The organism is Alphaproteobacteria bacterium, from assembly GCA_018667735.1.
GTDB lineage: Bacteria > Pseudomonadota > Alphaproteobacteria > Rickettsiales > JABIRX01 > JABIRX01.
Window position 1 is genome coordinate 1 of sequence record JABIRX010000034.1, and the last position, 16,007, is coordinate 16,007.

12 protein-coding genes are annotated in these 16,007 nt (G+C 29.8%); 2 read left to right on the plus strand and 10 right to left on the minus strand.

Annotation, left to right across the window (positions count from 1 at the left end; all coding sequences use genetic code 11):
- The 9 genes from HOH73_03395 to dusB form a co-directional block, all read right to left on the minus strand.
- The coding region (locus HOH73_03395) for a response regulator (GenBank protein ID MBT5827901.1) at positions 1 to 2,516 on the minus strand (2,516 nt) is incomplete at its 3' end.
- Positions 2,517 to 2,538: 22 nt separating this feature from the next.
- A complete protein-coding gene (locus HOH73_03400) occupies positions 2,539 to 2,862 on the minus strand; it encodes a hypothetical protein (protein ID MBT5827902.1) in 324 nt (107 codons plus the stop codon).
- Positions 2,863 to 3,026: 164 nt separating this feature from the next.
- Positions 3,027 to 5,588, minus strand: coding sequence for a leucine--tRNA ligase (locus HOH73_03405; protein ID MBT5827903.1), 2,562 nt, complete (start codon positions 5,586 to 5,588; stop codon positions 3,027 to 3,029).
- Between the two features lie 9 nt (positions 5,589 to 5,597).
- The gene (locus HOH73_03410) at positions 5,598 to 7,004 is read right to left on the minus strand and encodes a porin (GenBank protein ID MBT5827904.1); all 1,407 of its coding nucleotides are present in this window, start codon (positions 7,002 to 7,004) and stop codon (positions 5,598 to 5,600) included.
- A gap of 50 nt (positions 7,005 to 7,054) precedes the next feature.
- Positions 7,055 to 7,651, minus strand: a complete 597-nt coding sequence (purN, locus tag HOH73_03415; protein ID MBT5827905.1) for a phosphoribosylglycinamide formyltransferase — start codon at positions 7,649 to 7,651, stop codon at positions 7,055 to 7,057.
- Between the two features lie 16 nt (positions 7,652 to 7,667).
- Positions 7,668 to 8,744, minus strand: coding sequence for a glutamine synthetase (locus HOH73_03420; protein ID MBT5827906.1), 1,077 nt, complete (start codon positions 8,742 to 8,744; stop codon positions 7,668 to 7,670).
- A gap of 103 nt (positions 8,745 to 8,847) precedes the next feature.
- Positions 8,848 to 9,864: a phosphoribosylformylglycinamidine cyclo-ligase gene (locus HOH73_03425; GenBank protein MBT5827907.1), complete on the minus strand. Its 1,017-nt coding sequence runs from the start codon at positions 9,862 to 9,864 to the stop codon at positions 8,848 to 8,850.
- Positions 9,861 to 11,192 (minus strand): insulinase family protein, encoded by a 1,332-nt coding sequence (locus HOH73_03430; protein ID MBT5827908.1) that lies wholly within the window; start codon positions 11,190 to 11,192, stop codon positions 9,861 to 9,863. The genes HOH73_03425 and HOH73_03430 overlap by 4 nt, the downstream gene beginning before the upstream one ends.
- 10 nt (positions 11,193 to 11,202) lie before the next feature.
- Complete coding sequence (dusB, locus tag HOH73_03435) at positions 11,203 to 12,171, minus strand: tRNA dihydrouridine synthase DusB (protein MBT5827909.1); 969 nt, start codon at positions 12,169 to 12,171, stop codon at positions 11,203 to 11,205.
- Positions 12,172 to 12,303: 132 nt separating this feature from the next.
- On the opposite strand from dusB, the gene HOH73_03440 reads away from it, so the two are divergent.
- On the plus strand, positions 12,304 to 14,157 hold the full coding sequence (locus tag HOH73_03440) for an SLC13 family permease (protein MBT5827910.1): 1,854 nt from the start codon (positions 12,304 to 12,306) through the stop codon (positions 14,155 to 14,157).
- Positions 14,158 to 14,414: 257 nt separating this feature from the next.
- Here HOH73_03440 and HOH73_03445 read toward each other — a convergent pair whose 3' ends face one another.
- Entirely contained in the window at positions 14,415 to 15,308 is an 894-nt protein-coding gene (locus HOH73_03445) for a DUF58 domain-containing protein (GenBank protein MBT5827911.1), read from the minus strand.
- Positions 15,309 to 15,372: 64 nt separating this feature from the next.
- On the opposite strand from HOH73_03445, the gene HOH73_03450 reads away from it, so the two are divergent.
- A complete protein-coding gene (locus HOH73_03450; protein MBT5827912.1) occupies positions 15,373 to 15,804 on the plus strand; it encodes a DUF4381 domain-containing protein in 432 nt (143 codons plus the stop codon).
- Positions 15,805 to 16,007 lie beyond the last annotated feature (203 nt).

Here is a 16,007-nt window from a genome sequence, read left to right on the forward strand (position 1 = left end):
ATTCTCTCCTCAAAATCATGATCAATATTAGCTACACTACACATTATAGCTCTTACATTTTGTTGATTTATATTAGATTTTATAAATTCCAAAACAGAAAAACCATTATGATTAGGCATTACATAATCAATAATAACATAATCTAATTTAATATTTTGTGTGTCTAAATGAACTAAAATCTCTTTGCTTTCCTCATAACTTTTAGCTATGAATATATTAGCATTATGCTCATTTAAATATGATGAAATAATTTCACAATTTATTTTGATGTCATCTATAATTAAAATATTCTTATGTTCTAATTGTGTATATCTTGCTACTTTCTTGTTATTTCGCTCTTCTTTCAAAGGTATTGTAACTATAAATTCAGAGCCTTTATTTTTTTTGCTGATTAATTCTATTGAACCATCCATAAGATCAACCAAATCTCTACATATAGCTAATCCTAAACCTGTACCACCATATTCTCTCGTAGTTGACTCGTCTTCTTGAAGAAATTTTTTAAATATAACTTTTTGCTTACTATCTGCAATTCCAATACCTGTATCTAATATAGAGAAACAGACAAATTTTCTGTTTTTTACAATCTTTTGAGATATTTTTAGTAAAACATATCCTTTTTTTGTAAACTTAAATGAATTACTTAGTAAGTTTAAAATAATTTGCCTTATTCTAGTAGAATCACCAATAAAGTTGTCCATGATGTTTAATTGGTTATCAAGGATAAATTCAACAGATGATTCTGCATGTTTTATTGCTGTTACAGTTACAATATTGTTAATTAAATCATTTAAATTAAAGCTAACTTCTTCCAAATCTAACATTCCTGCTTCAATTTTAGAAAAGTCTAAAATATCGTTAATAATAGTCATCAGCGAATCCGCAGAACTGATTAAGATATCAACATTATTATTTTGTTTTTTTGATAAAAAACCATCTTTCAATAGCTCTGCCATTCCTATAATGCCATTCATAGGCGTTCTAATCTCATGGCTCATTGTAGCAAGAAACTCAGATTTCATTTTAGTGGATTTCTCAGCTACCTTTTTGGCTTTTTCCAATTCAATAGTTTTAATTTCCAAATCTTTTGCGTATTCTGCCAAAACTTTTTCTGCATTTCTCTTTGCAATAACTTGACTAATTTGTATGGCTAAAGTCTCTATATCATGAATTAAATTTACATTTTTATATAAGTTATTTGTAGAAAAAAATTCAAATACTAAGACCACTTTTTTATTTATTATGATAGGCATAGCTACTGCTTCTTTTAAATCTTCAAATATAGATTTATCAGAGATAGGAAAATTAGGCGATAGAGAAATATCATTAACTAAAATAGTTTTTTGCTCCTTCCATGCCTTACCAGAAATACCCTTGCCATAAATACATTTAGATTTTTTAGTTAGTGCTAGAAAATTATTATATTTTTTACTTTTATCATTTAAAAAGCAAATATCAGAATTAAAGGAAATTTGAGAAATTTTATTATCAATTATATAAGAGTTAGCAATTTTACAGTTAAGATATTTGCAAATTTTTTCTAATGACGAGTATAAAAATTTATTTTCATCTTTAAATTCTATACCCTCTAGGGTAATTTTTTGGCTATTATTTAGATAAAGATTTTTTTTTATAATTTTTTTTCGACTCTCGACCAAACTTTTGTTCAAATATATATAATCTAAAGCTAAGCCAATTAATGGTATACTATAAACAATAATTTTTAGAAAATGAGCAATATTGAAATGATGATCAAATAATTTATCTGAACCAAAAACCATATGCATTTCTAAAATCACCATAGGTATTACCGAAGCTATCAATGAGAAGCCTAAATATGTTTGATGTTTCTTGTAAATCTTTAATAAAGCTGGAAATAATAATAACAATAACAATATTGGTATAATATCATATGGACGCTTAAAAAAAGCATCTGCAAATATTAAATTAGGAGTATCACTAAAAAATAAGATCTGTTTAAAAATATAATATGAAAAAAATATGATATAAATAGCAATAGTAATAAAATATATCATCTTACCCCCTACTAACTTTGACTTGCTTTTTAAAACAAATATTACACCTATAAATAACACCATACAAAAGAAACAACGTGACAGCAGCCATGTCAAAACTACTATTTCTTGATGAAAAATATCTACATTAATTAAGCGTAAAGATATTAGGATATGCAAAGCATCCATAATACCTGCGGAAAAAATTGCTAATCCAAAAATAGGAACCATAATTATTTTGTTAATTCTGTAATGAATCAAAGAAAATATAAAGGTAATTATCGCTATTATTACAGAGGTCCACTCCAAAACAGCGTGAATACTGTCCCCTCTTAAAAAAATGAATATATCATCTAGGTTTAACTCTCCATCAAAAACTCTAACATTAATATGATAACTATTATAACTCGAGAAATTAGCACCTAATAACGACAATATAAAAGGTAACATTGAAATTAAGATTACAAAATAAAGTACATTCTTAACAATAATTTTATTCATTTAACTTCTTATAAATTAAAAACTAATCAGCTGAACTAATATTTAATTGTAACTCAGTTTCCAAATCATGTGAAATAGTTTTTGTTAAATCTTTACGGAATTTTTTAATTGCTATCTGGCTGGCATAATAACCATTATCGGTGTAAAAATTTATTGAATTACTAAAATCCTTTATAAAAATAACTTTTTTGTTTTTAGTTAATGCAAATTTTATAGTAACTTTATAATTATATTCTGAAATTTCACCATCTTTAGCAATAGTAATGGGTGATATTTTTTCCTGAACTTTTTTAATTTCTAACTTATATTTAGAGGGTTTATCATGTGCATTAAACTTATCTAACATTGATATCAAATTGCGCACTATAATTTTTTGCTCTAAGTTCAATTTAGTATAATTATAGTCAAAATTAATATTGTTTAATAATAAGTTTTTATAATGATTTGAGTTGCTATAAATTGGCTTAAAATTACAAGAAGATAATAGTGTAATAATAATCAAAAATTTTATCATATAGCTACAATATTTACAATCTTCTTAGGTATTGTTATCACCTTTTTGATTTTCAAATCTTTCACTCTTCTTATAATATCCTCATGTTCAAGAGCTGTTTTTTCTTGTTCATCTTTAGAAATGTCATTATTTGCCTTAAATTTCGCCTTTAACTTTCCATTAATTTGTATAATGATTGTTATGTTGTTTTCATCTAAAAATTTAGGATCTGCTATTGGCCATTGTGCTTTTTCTATATTGTGAGCTGAATTGCTTACTTTGCTAAAAATTTCAGCGCTCAAATGAGGGGCAATTGGAAACAACAAAATAGCATAGTTTTTCCACCCATATGCTAAGCAAGAATCATCTAATTTATCTTGAGCTTGATATCCAAGCATAAAATTACTTAGTTCTCTGATCTTTGCTACTGATTTATTTAACTGAAAATTTTCATTTAAATTAGTAACACCTCTAATAGTCTTGTTAATTATTGTAAGTAATGCTTGCTGATTAGTGTTATACGTCCCTTTTGCTAAAAAATCTTCTTGTGGTTTCAGTTTATTAGTTACACGCCATATTTTATTCAAATATTTGAAAGCACCATCTAAACCAGCATCTGACCATTCTAAGTCTTTCTCAGGTGGTGAATCAGAGAGCATAAATAATCTTGCTGTATCTGCTCCATAATTTTTTATAATTTCTATGGGACTTAGACCATTTTTCTTGGATTTTGACATTTTTTCTACTCTTTGTGGAAAAACTTTTTCACCATTCAAAATGTTAACATACTCTCCAGAATTTTTACTGACATCATTAATATCAACCCACTGATCCATCTTATCTTTATAAGACATATGTGTAACCATGCCTTGCGTTAATACAGATTTAAATGGTTCAGATATATTGGATTTATTGCAATCTCTTAAAGCTTTAGTAAAAAATCTGGCATATAATAAATGTAAAATTGCATGCTCTATACCGCCAATATATTTATCAACAGGTAAATATTTATTGGCTTTAGCAGCTGAAAAGCCATTTAATTTATTAGCAGAATCTATAAACCTAAAAAAGTACCATGAAGATTCAAAAAAAGTGTCAAATGTGTCTGTCTCTCTAATAGCGTCTTTATTGCATTTTGGACATTTACAATATTTCCAACTTTCATGATGATCTAAAGGATTACCAACTTTTTTGAAATCTATATTATCTTCAGGTAACTTTACGGGTAAGTCTTCTTCTGGAACTGGAACAGCACCACAATCATCACAATATATTATTGGAATAGGGCAACCCCAATATCTTTGTCTCGAAATACCCCAATCTCTTATTCTAAAATTAATTTTTTCAGAGCCAATTTTTTGCTTTTTTATTTCTTCTATTATATTTTTCTTAGCCTCTTGTACTTCTAAACCATCTAAGAAGTCAGAATTTACTAAGTTACCATCTGCAAGATATGCTTCTTCTAGTTCAACTAAATCGTTAGTGTTTGATACTACTTGCGTAATAGGAAGTTTATATTTTTTAGCAAAGTCAAAATCGCGCTGATCATGCGCAGGACAGGCAAAAATTGCACCTGTTCCATATTCCATCAAAACAAAATTTGCCACATATAAAGGCAATAATTTACCCTCAATAAAAGGATGTTTAACTTTTAGCCCTGTGTCAAAACCTAACTTTTCTGCCTTATCAATTGCTTCTTGTGTTGCAGATAATCGAGATTGTTCCGCAATAAAAGCTGACAAATCTTGATTTAGCTTCGCAAGTTCTAGACTTAAATCATGTTGTGGTGAAATCGCACAAAATGATGCTCCAAAAATAGTTTCTGGTCTAGTAGTATATATGGAAAGCTTATCACTTCTGTTTAAGATTTCAAAATCTATTAAAGCACCTGAAGATTTTCCTAGCCATTTTTTTTGCATGGCTATTACAGAGTTTGGCCAATTATTTAATTTATCTAAATCTGTTAATAATTCATTTGCGTAATCTGTAACTTTTAAAAACCAGCCTTTAAGTTTTTTACGCTCTATTAGCGCACCACTTCGCCAACCCCTTCCATCTATAACTTGTTCATTTGCAAGCACTGTATTATCTACTGGATCCCAATTTACATAAGTCTCTTTTTGATAAGCTATGTTTTTAGCTAAGAAATCTAAAAAAAATTTTTGTTCATGCTTATAATATTCAGGAGTGTGAGTAGCTATTTCTTGCTTCCAATCATAGGATAGTCCTATTTTTTTTAGCTGCTCCCTCATATTATCAATATTTTTTTCTGTCCATAATTTGGGGTGTGTATTTTTTGCAATTGCTGCATTTTCTGCAGGTAAACCAAAAGAGTCCCAGCCCATAGGATGCAACACATTATATCCTTGACTAGCCTTCATGCGAGCAATAACATCACCAATAGTATAATTTCTTAAATGTCCCACATGTATATTCCCAGAAGGATAAGGAAACATTTCTAATATATAATATTTTTCTTTATCAGATGATGCCGAAAATTCATAACTATCTTGCCATTTATTCTGCCATTTATTTTCAATATCGTTAAATGGGTAATTTTCTAATATTTCTTGATTCATGTTTAATTTTTAATAAAAATTAGAAGATGTATCAAGTGCTATTTGACTTACTGAATTAAACTCTCCAAAATGTAACTTAGCACCTAAAAATATCACATTACCCTCATTATCAAAGCTAGTGCCAGAAATATAAGCTGTACTATCTGCCTCGTCATTACTATTAGCAGAAAAGCTATATTGATTTAATTCGCCATATAGGGTAAAATTCTTGCTTAATCTATAATCAAATGCAACGGAAGTTAAAGCAAAATTTTGCCCTCTATAATCAGAGTTAAAAGTTGCAACATTAAATTTATATGCACCAAACTGATAACCAGCACCTACAGTAGTGTAGCTAGCATTATTATCTCTAAAGTTATTATCTGAACTATTTAAATCTGAGCGAACCATCATTAAGCTATCTCCCCATGCACCATATGATGCTGCAACTGAAAAGTTACCTTTAAAAACATAAGCTCCAAGTGCAAATGATTGCAAGTCTTGCTGTGTGAATTCGCTTGAATCTATTGAAGTAGTGTCTTCAGCAAAACCATATTCACCCGTTAAGCTAAATGCTAAACCAAGATCATTAAATTGCTCAACATAATTAATACCCCAGTCAATTACATCAGAAACATCACCGCTATTAGCACCAGAAAAACTATCTCCATAATATGAAGCTCCCCTATCTCCTGAATCAGCTGCATATGAAATACCAAATTGTACAGAAGATAAGCGAGGACTATAATAACTAATTCTACCTATAGTTCTCGTATCATCAAATTTATCAGCACCATTAACTTTACTGTAACCATGCGCAAGTGGTAAATCTGGTCTTATCATAAAAGACTTATTACCTTGACCAGTACAGCTTCTAATATCATTAGTGCCATAACTTTCCCCTGTACAATCACCATCTTTTTTATCTGCGTCATACATAAGGCCAAAATCTGGGATATTTACAAAACGCCACCAATTTCCACTAATACCGCCAGTACCACCAAATCTGTATGCAGCATCAAACTTCATTTTCTTTGAAGGCCCCTCAACATCACCAAACTCCAATCTACCAGAAGTCTTTTTTTCCATAAACATATAAGCTCGTCTAGTTAATACGCTAGAACTGTTATTACTAACAGTTAAAGTATTACTACTATCATATTCCGCTACATTTTGTCTGTTAGAATCTAGCATTAAAGATGCAACCGCACCATAAAGAACCGAATTATCAGTTTTACCAAGCACTAATACATCAATAAATGCGTCTTGAGCAAAATAGTTGCTTTTATTTAATTTATTTTCATTATCCGTGCCTATTGGTAAATCATCATTTGTATAAACACTTGCTTGATCTGTTAAAGCTGATGAAAAATTGAATTTACCCCCTATATAAACTTCTGGAGCTATAGCTGCTTTGGCAGAAAAGTTAATTATCAAGATAACTAAGAATATAAATGCGCGAATCATAAAAATAAAAAAATATTAAGTTAATTTTTAACTATTTTTTTTTTAAATGCATTATTTTTTATAATTAAATTTAGTGCTTCTCTATATGCTATGTGTTCTTTCGCAAGGATTTTCTCTTTAACATCTAACAAATTATCATCTTTATTAATATTTACAGATTTTTGCACAATAATCTCGCCCGCATCCATTTCCTTGATAACATGATGTACTGTACAACCAGATTGCTCTTCACCTGCATTATAAGCATCTTCGACAGCATTAGCTCCTTTATATTTAGGTAGTAATGACGGGTGTATATTAAGAATTGGAATCGAAATATTATCTAAAAACAGAGCCGTTACAAGGCGCATATAACCTGCCATACAAATGATATCTACATCATAATTTTTAAGCATGTTAACAACTTCTAAATCGTAACCTTCTCTAGTAGGAAAATCCTTATGCTCAATTATTTCTGTTTTTATATTATATGATTTTGCGATATCTAAGCCTTTAGCATCTTTTTTATTAGAAAATACTAACGCAACTTCAGCACAAATCTCACCTAAATTACAGCTTTCTATAATAGAATGCATATTTGTTCCCCTTCCTGAAATAAATATGGCTAATTTAGTCAAAATAAAAACCTAAGAATTATGCAGCTTTAACTTTTTTATCTTGATCGAGACAAACGTTTTTAACTAACATTGCAGCCACTTCGTAAGGGTCACTATTAGCACCAGGTCTTCTATCTTCAAAATAACCACAACCTTTTAGCTCTACTGGCTTAGGTATTCTAATTGAACAACCTCTATCTGCCGCACCTGCTGAAAAATCATTGATGTTAGAGGTCTCATATTCTCCAGTTAATCTTTCTGAAAGCAAATGACCATATACTGCTATATGCTCTTTATGTGATTTTTCTAATTTTTTAACCGCTAATTTAATAGCATCCAGGCCATTTTTACTGTCTCTTGTATCTGTAGTAGAAAAATTTGTATGCATACCAGCACCATTCCATGCGCCTTTCACTGGTTTGTTAGATAAACTTACCTCCACATCATAATCTTCGGCTACTCTGTATAACAACCAACGAGCTAACCAAGTATGATCACAAATTGTCAAAGCACCTGCATCTTCTGCATCATTACCTCTGTACCCTATTTGAAACTCCCATTGGCCTAACATCACTTCTGCATTTAAGCCATAAAACATAATTCCTGCATCTAAACATAATTTAGCATGCTCTTCAACTACATCTCTTCCACTAACTTGCTCCGCTCCTACTCCACAGTAATAAGGACCTTGTGGTGCTGGGAAACCATTTTCTGGCCAACCTAAAGGCTTACCATTGTAATAAAAAGTATATTCTTGCTCAAAGCCAAGCCATGGGTCTTGTTCATTGCCACCATTATCTAAATATTTTCTAAGTAACGCTCTTGTATTTGCCTTATGAACTGTATTATCAGGATTAAAAACTTCACACAAAACTAGGTAGTTACCTTCTCCTCTTAGTGGATCTTTTACAAAATTTACTGGTTTCAAAATACAATCTGAGTTATCTCCAACTGCTTGATTTGTGGATGAGCCATCAAAACTCCATTCAGAAAAGTCAGAAAGTGAAACTTCCCTAGTTTCAGGAAAAACAAAAGTTTTTGTTTTTGATCTGATAAGTGGAACTGGAATTGTACCATCTATCCAAATATATTCTGCAAATTTTATATTAGACATATCTACCTTAGAAAATTAAGTTATTAATAACTTAATTCATATAATTGTCAATAAATAATAACAATATCTAATTCAAAATAGGCAAGTTAAAACACTGATATTACTAACTAATATCTCCTATAACTTTTGCACTAAAACCATTATCCCTTATTAGTTGCGATACATTATTTAACTCCCCTCTAGAAATAATAGCTATCATACCATAACCACAATTAAAAGATTTAAACATTTCTTCACTTGAGAGATTGGCCTGATCTTTCAGCCAAGCAAATAAATTACTAAACTCAAAATCTGGCGCTAATTTAAAACTTCTTTCTTCCGGTAAAACACGCGGAATATTTTCTGTAAAGCCACCACCTGTAATGTGAGAAAAAGCCTTAACTAAATTCTTATTGTGTAATTCTAAACATAATTTTACATATAATTCAGTTGGCTCTAAGAAAACCTCGGCATAAGTTTTACCAGGCATAAATTCAGCTTCATCATTGTATGATAAATTTCTAACCTCCATTATCTTTCTAACTAAAGAAAAACCATTTGAATGAATACCAGAAGAGGAAATACCCACAATTAAATCACTTTTGCTTATTTGTTCTTTATAGGGTAAAACGTTATTTCTTTCAACAGCACCAACAGAAAAACCAGCTAAATCAAAATCTTTAGCTCTATACATGCCTGGCATCTCTGCTGACTCGCCTCCTATCAAGGCACAATTTGATTTTTTACATGCACTTGCTATTGATGAAATAATTTTTGCGGCTACTTTTTTTTCTAATTTACCACATGCGTAATAATCTAAAAAGAACAATGGTTCAGCGCCTTGCACTACCAAATCATTAACACACATAGCAACTAAGTCCTGACCTATGTAATCATAATTAGCAGTTTCAATTGCAATTTTTAATTTAGTGCCAACGCCATCTGTAGCAGCTACTAACAAAGGGTCTTTATAATTACATTTAGCAAGATCAAAAAAACCACCAAAACCTCCAATACCAGACATTACTCCTGGACGATTAGTTTTTTTTACTTCTGGTTTTATTAACTCAACTAAGTCATTACCTTCGTCTATGTCCACACCAGAATCTTTATATGTGATTTTTTCTTTATTCATAATTATTTTTTGTTAAGTGACTTTAAATAACCAATATTCTTTTTCTCTTTTTGAAAAACAAAATTTACAGCATCTCCAATATCCTGCTTGGTTACATCCATAATTTTTCTATCCCACTCCTTTATCTCTTCAATGGATATTCCCGTAGTGTAATTCATACCCACAATATATGCTAAAGATTTGTAAGACTCTTTACTATAAATTGTTTCAATCAAAAATATTTTCTTTGCCCTCTCTAATGCTTTATTATTAATGTTACCCTGAGCTAGAGCATTTAACTCATCTTGTATAATTTTCAAAACTTCTGCTTCATGCTGATCATCTTTCAAAATCAAATCCAACTCAAAAAAACTTTGCCCTCTAGACATATCACTATAACTTGAAGAAACTGATAATAATAAATCTAACTCAGTTACTAACTTTTTATATAAAATAGAGTTTTTATGCTCAGCCAACAGATATGATAAAACAGATAACGCATATACATGCTTTTTGTCCTCAGATAATAAATCAGGAGCTAAATATGAAATTTTAATCTCAGTATTAGTGGTGTTTTTGTCATAATGGGTCACGTTATTTTCTAGAACTTTACTTCTTGAATCCGCAAGAGTTAGCTCACTTGAAGGTCCGGCATCTAATTTTCCATAATGTTTTTTTGCTAAGATCTTAGCTTCTTCTAGATCAATATCACCGGATAATACTAAAATAGCATTATTTGGATAATAGTAACGATTATAGAAATCAAGTGCATCTTGATGTGTTAAAGATTTAATATCTTTTTCATAACCAATTAAAGGCCTTCCATAAGGATGATCTTTACTAAGCATAGCCTCCTTTACCTTTTCATCCAAAACAGATCTTGGCGAGTTATCTCTGCGCATTAATCTTTCCTCCAAAACTACATCTAATTCTATTTTGGTTTGCTCTTCAACTAAAACAAGATTTCTCATTCTATCAGCTTCGATATCCATCACATCATCTAAATATTGCTTAGGCACATTCTGGTAATAAGCTGTAAAATCATAAGAAGTAAATGCATTATGGCTACCACCAAAATCAGAAACCAAATTATCTAAGTCATTTTTTTTATATTTAGCAGTTCCATGAAACATCAAATGCTCTAAATAGTGAGCTAAGCCTGTCTTACCTAATTTTTCATCAATACCACCCACTTTGTACCATACCATATGCATTACAGCTGGTACACGATGATTAGGTATTACAATTACTTCCATACCATTATCAAGCGTAAATTGCTCAATGATGTAATCACTTTTTTGAAAGTTTATTTCCTGCTTATTTTCAGCACGCTTTTTAAAGTTCAAAGATAACATAATAAAAATACTAGTTAAAAAAATTATTAATAATTTTTGCCATTTCATCATAGCTTACCATTCTGTTTATAGTTTTTCTAAATTCTGCTGAATTATTCCTTGCAGAACTATACCAACCAAGATGTTTACGCATCATCTTAGCACCATTTTCCTCTCCATATAACTCAATAACATCTCTCAAGTGATTTAAAATTATCTCTTTTTTTTGCACCATAGATGGCTCACCTAAACCCTTCTCACTTCCTTGAAGATAGCTGGAAACCTGATTAATGAACCACGGCTTACCATAGCTAGCCCTACCAATCATTATACCATCTGCACCTGAATCTGCTAATGCTGCACTTGCATCTGCGAAAGTTTTAATATCTCCATTTGCAATTACTGGCACACTAACCGCGTCTTTAACCCGCTTAATAAATTTCCAATCTGCCTGACCTCTATATAATTGACATCTGGTACGACCATGTATAGTGATCATTTTAATACCGACATCTTCTGCTATCTTAGCCAGCTTTGGTGCGTTTAGATGCTCATGATCCCAACCCATTCTCATTTTAAGTGTAACTGGTATATCAACAGCCTTTACTGTTGCCTCTAATATTTTTGTAGCTAATTTTTCATCTTTCATTAGGGCAGAACCAGCATTTCCGCCTACCACTTTTTTTACCGGACAACCAAAATTAATATCTATAATATCCGCTCCTAAATCTTGATTTATTTTAGCTGCTTCAGCCATAACATTTGGATCACAACCAGCTAATTGCACAACATCTGGCATATCATCGCTTTTATGCTCAAATTTACATTTTTGCATTGAATTTCTAGTATGCTCTATCATTGCTCTACTTGCTATCATCTCAGATACAACAAGTCCTGCACCAAAATTTTTAACAATTTTACGAAATGGCAAGTCACTTACACCAGACATTGGCGCAAGCAATACATTAGATGTTAATTTATGTTTTCCGATCTCTATCATAACAAAAAGAAACACTATAACTTTTTGAAAGCTGATTTGCAACTAATTAATATTAATCAAGTTAAGTAATTACAAGTAATGATTGCTATGTAGATTATTAATGTATATTTTGAAAAAAAATTATTAAATAGTGTGATTGAACAATCATTATACATAACAAAACTTATATCATTCCACACTTGGTTTGTTATTGGCTTAATTTCTTTAGCCATGGTGTCTTATGCTTGGGAAAAAATCTCATTAGAGCTTACTTCATTGCTTACTATTACTATTTTAATATTATTTTTTCACTTCTTTCCTTTATATGATTTTGAAGGGAACATTACTTTAAAACCCACAAATATACTTTTAGGTTTTGCTAACCCAGCCCTGATTTCAATAATATCTCTTTTGATTATTGGACAAGCAATTATTCAATCAAACGCACTAAATGTTATTCCAAGCATCTTAATAAAAATCGCTCATAACAATGCTATTTTAGCTATTTTAATTTCTCTATTAATTGTTATCGTAATTAGCGCTTTTATGAATAACACCCCTGTAGTTGTAATATTTATCCCAATATTTGCGGAGATAGCTAAGCAGCTTAACATCTCACCTTCTAAAATAATGATTCCATTATCTTACACCGCTATTTTAGGAGGCATGCTTACATTAATTGGAAGCAGTACTAATTTATTGGTATCTGGTACATTAGAATCAATAGGCTTATCCCCTATTAGCTTCTTTGAGTTTTTTGTCCCAGGTAGTATCATGGCCTTGATAGGTATTTCATATATCATATTTATTTTGCCTAAAATACTGCCTGACAAAAATTTAAGCCAATATCAATTTTTCGATAACAGACCATTTGTTAGTCAAATTATCATTACTAGAAATTCTGGTTTTGATGGCAAAAGATTGATTGAGGGTTCCTTACCTGGTTTTCATGACATTACAATTCGTGTTATAGAAAGAGATGACCAAACATTTTTGCCACCTTTTCAAGATAATATGCTTATTAAAGAAAATGATGTATTAGCAATTTCTGGTACTAGAGATACTTTATCTAAGTTAGTTTACAAAAGAACTAACATATTTACCAAAAACTTACATATGGATGATTTTTCCACAGGCAAGAGAGGTTTTAATTTAAATGAAACTAATTTAGCAGAAATAGTTGTTGCTCCTGCCTCTAGGCTAATTGGACAGACCATTAAAAAGTCTGGCTTATATTCAAACTATAAATGCCCAGTAATTGGTATTCAAAGAAAAGGAAATTTGATAAAAACTAAAATCTCACATTTAAGATTAGTGGCAGGAGATGTTTTGCTAATTTTGGGAGAGAGTAGCAAGTTAACCGATATTAGAAATAATAATGATATAATTTTAACTAAATGGTCAGCACAACAAATAAATTCAATTGCAAAAGTAATTAAAACACTTGTAATATTTGGCTTAGTAGTTTTTTGTTCAGCTTTTAATATTGCACCTATTTCTATTACTTCTTTTACTGGTGCTACATTTTTAATTCTTTTTAACTGTATCAATATAAGACAAGCATCTAGGGCAATTGATCGCAATATCACCCTTATGATTGTAGCTTCCCTTGCGCTTGGAAGCGCTTTGGAGCTTACTGGAGGAGCTCAATTACTTGCTAACAACTTTATCGATGTTACTTCAGGTTTATCTAAAATAGGTATTATTTCTTTATTCTTTTTATTTATAGTATTTATGACGAATGTTTTAAGTAATGCCGCTACAGCAGTTTTATTTACACCTGTTGCAGCAAATTTAGCATTAAAACTAGCCATTGATCCAAAAATATTATTCTATAGTGTAATTTTTGCCACGAACTGTTCCTTTATAACTCCTATTGGCTATCAAACTAATTTATTAGTTATGTCACCTGGAAAATATAAATTTCTTGATTTTGTTAAAGGTGGTATACCTCTAGCTTTTATTATGTGCTTAACATATGCATTATTAATCACATATTATTTTTAGTGCATGCCAAATTACTGCTTGCAATATCTCCATTATATTTTGTCAGCTAATTTTAATATTGTTTTAAAGCTGAGCAAGATTATTTCCATCTAAAATGTCATGATCTGCTCTTTTGGAGTTCTATTTTATTTAAACTTAATTTAAGTACTTCTTTAATCCTAATACTTTAAAAATATGTATGTACAGCAGAGGTTACCTTACATATATATTCTGTCCTATATAGCTTTATGCTTGATATATTCTTTCTATATGTAATTTTAGCCTATTCCTTCTAATAGCTTTATCAATATATCATCATCAGTTGCTATATCTATTAATTTAATTTTTGCTTTATTACAAAATGCAACCAAATTATCATGTCTTTTTACAGCATCCTTATTGTAATTCTCTACAGCCTTCTTTTGATTCAAATTAATAGTAATTTCTTTATTGCTAGCATCTGTGAATGTGTATGTCCCTTTATTGGGTAACTTCATATCAAAAATATCATATATGTTAATTATATAAATTTCTTTTTTGTTAGATAATTGTTGAAGCTTGCTCATTAAATTTTGCTCTAGCTCAATTTGTGTAATTATAATAAAGCAAATACCCTTAGTTTTTGTTTTTTTATTTAATAAACTAACAGAATTAAGTAAGTCATTGTTGGAGTTGACTATATGTTGTTTTTGTTTGGTACAAAGAAAATTTAGAATTTGTAAAGTTAATGATTTCTGATTTCTTTGTTTGAACGTAACAGGGTTTTGTAAATTTTGTCCAAAAAATATGGTTTGCATTAACTCTTTATTAAGCTCTGCGGCATAGCATAATAAACTTACTATTTCTGCAGCTATTAAATATTTAAATCTTCCTATTGTAGCAAATTGCATGTTAGGACTAACATCGCATAACACATCGATTTTAGTTTCTTTTTCTTCATAGAACTCTTTAACATGTATTTGATTAGTTCTAGCTGATACATGCCAATCAATATTTTTAGTTTCATCGCCAAAAACATATTTTCTTACTTGATAAAAATCTAAACCTTGTCCTTTTGCTTTAGTCTTAATATTACCAGTTAAACTATGCTTATTACTTTTTTTATTATAATGAATAATGTGCTTTGCTAAAAATTTAGATTTTGTTAATTCTACTAATATTGGTAATTGCATAAACGATAATATTTTCTTTAAATAAAAATTGAAAATACAAAATAATCAACCTAAAAATAACAATATGGAAAATGAAATATATGACATATATACAATTAGTGATATCGCTATCTTACCATTAGCAATTGGTTATTATTATCTAATCGTTTTTTTTATATTAATTAGCTTAGCTATTTTACTTATAAAAAAAACAAGATCAAAAAATAATCTCCACAGAGCAACTAAAAAAGAATTAACTAGCCTACTAAACGAGCAAACAACTAATCATGAAAAAATTTACCTCCTAATCAAGAAAATGGCCTTATATAAATTTAATAGAAAAGACGTGGCAAGCCTTAGTGGTGAAGAATTACTTAGTTATTTAGATAAGAATGATCCTGCTAAATTTTCTTGGAGCAAAGAAGCGTCTTTTATAAAAAATTTATTCAGTCCAAAATCCAACCAAGAAATCGATAATTTTGACCACATAATTACTAACTTAAAAAAATGGCTTTGATCTAAAAATGTTTTTTAATATAATTTTTTTAAAACCATATTTTCTATTATTGTTACTTTTACCTTTTTTTCTATTTTTAAAAAAAAGAAAGAAGTTTACAAATATTAGCTTTTATGCTCCTCAGCTCAAATATCTTGAACGCTCCTTTAAAGGAGTAAAGAGCAATATAAATATAATAAAATTTTTAAAATTTTATATAATCT

What these genes read in the sequence shown, in the direction of transcription:
- HOH73_03420 (MBT5827906.1), bottom strand. Translation starts at nt 8,744, where the DNA reads ATGTCTAATATAAAATTTGCAGAATATATTTGGATAGATGGTACAATT.
- HOH73_03430 (MBT5827908.1), bottom strand. Translation starts at nt 11,192, where the DNA reads ATGTTATCTTTGAACTTTAAAAAGCGTGCTGAAAATAAGCAGGAAATA.
- HOH73_03450 (MBT5827912.1), top strand. Translation starts at nt 15,373, where the DNA reads ATGGAAAATGAAATATATGACATATATACAATTAGTGATATCGCTATC.
- HOH73_03405 (MBT5827903.1), bottom strand. Translation starts at nt 5,588, where the DNA reads ATGAATCAAGAAATATTAGAAAATTACCCATTTAACGATATTGAAAAT.
- dusB (MBT5827909.1), bottom strand. Translation starts at nt 12,171, where the DNA reads ATGATAGAGATCGGAAAACATAAATTAACATCTAATGTATTGCTTGCG.
- HOH73_03400 (MBT5827902.1), bottom strand. Translation starts at nt 2,862, where the DNA reads ATGTTAGATAAGTTTAATGCACATGATAAACCCTCTAAATATAAGTTA.
- HOH73_03445 (MBT5827911.1), bottom strand. Translation starts at nt 15,308, where the DNA reads ATGCAATTACCAATATTAGTAGAATTAACAAAATCTAAATTTTTAGCA.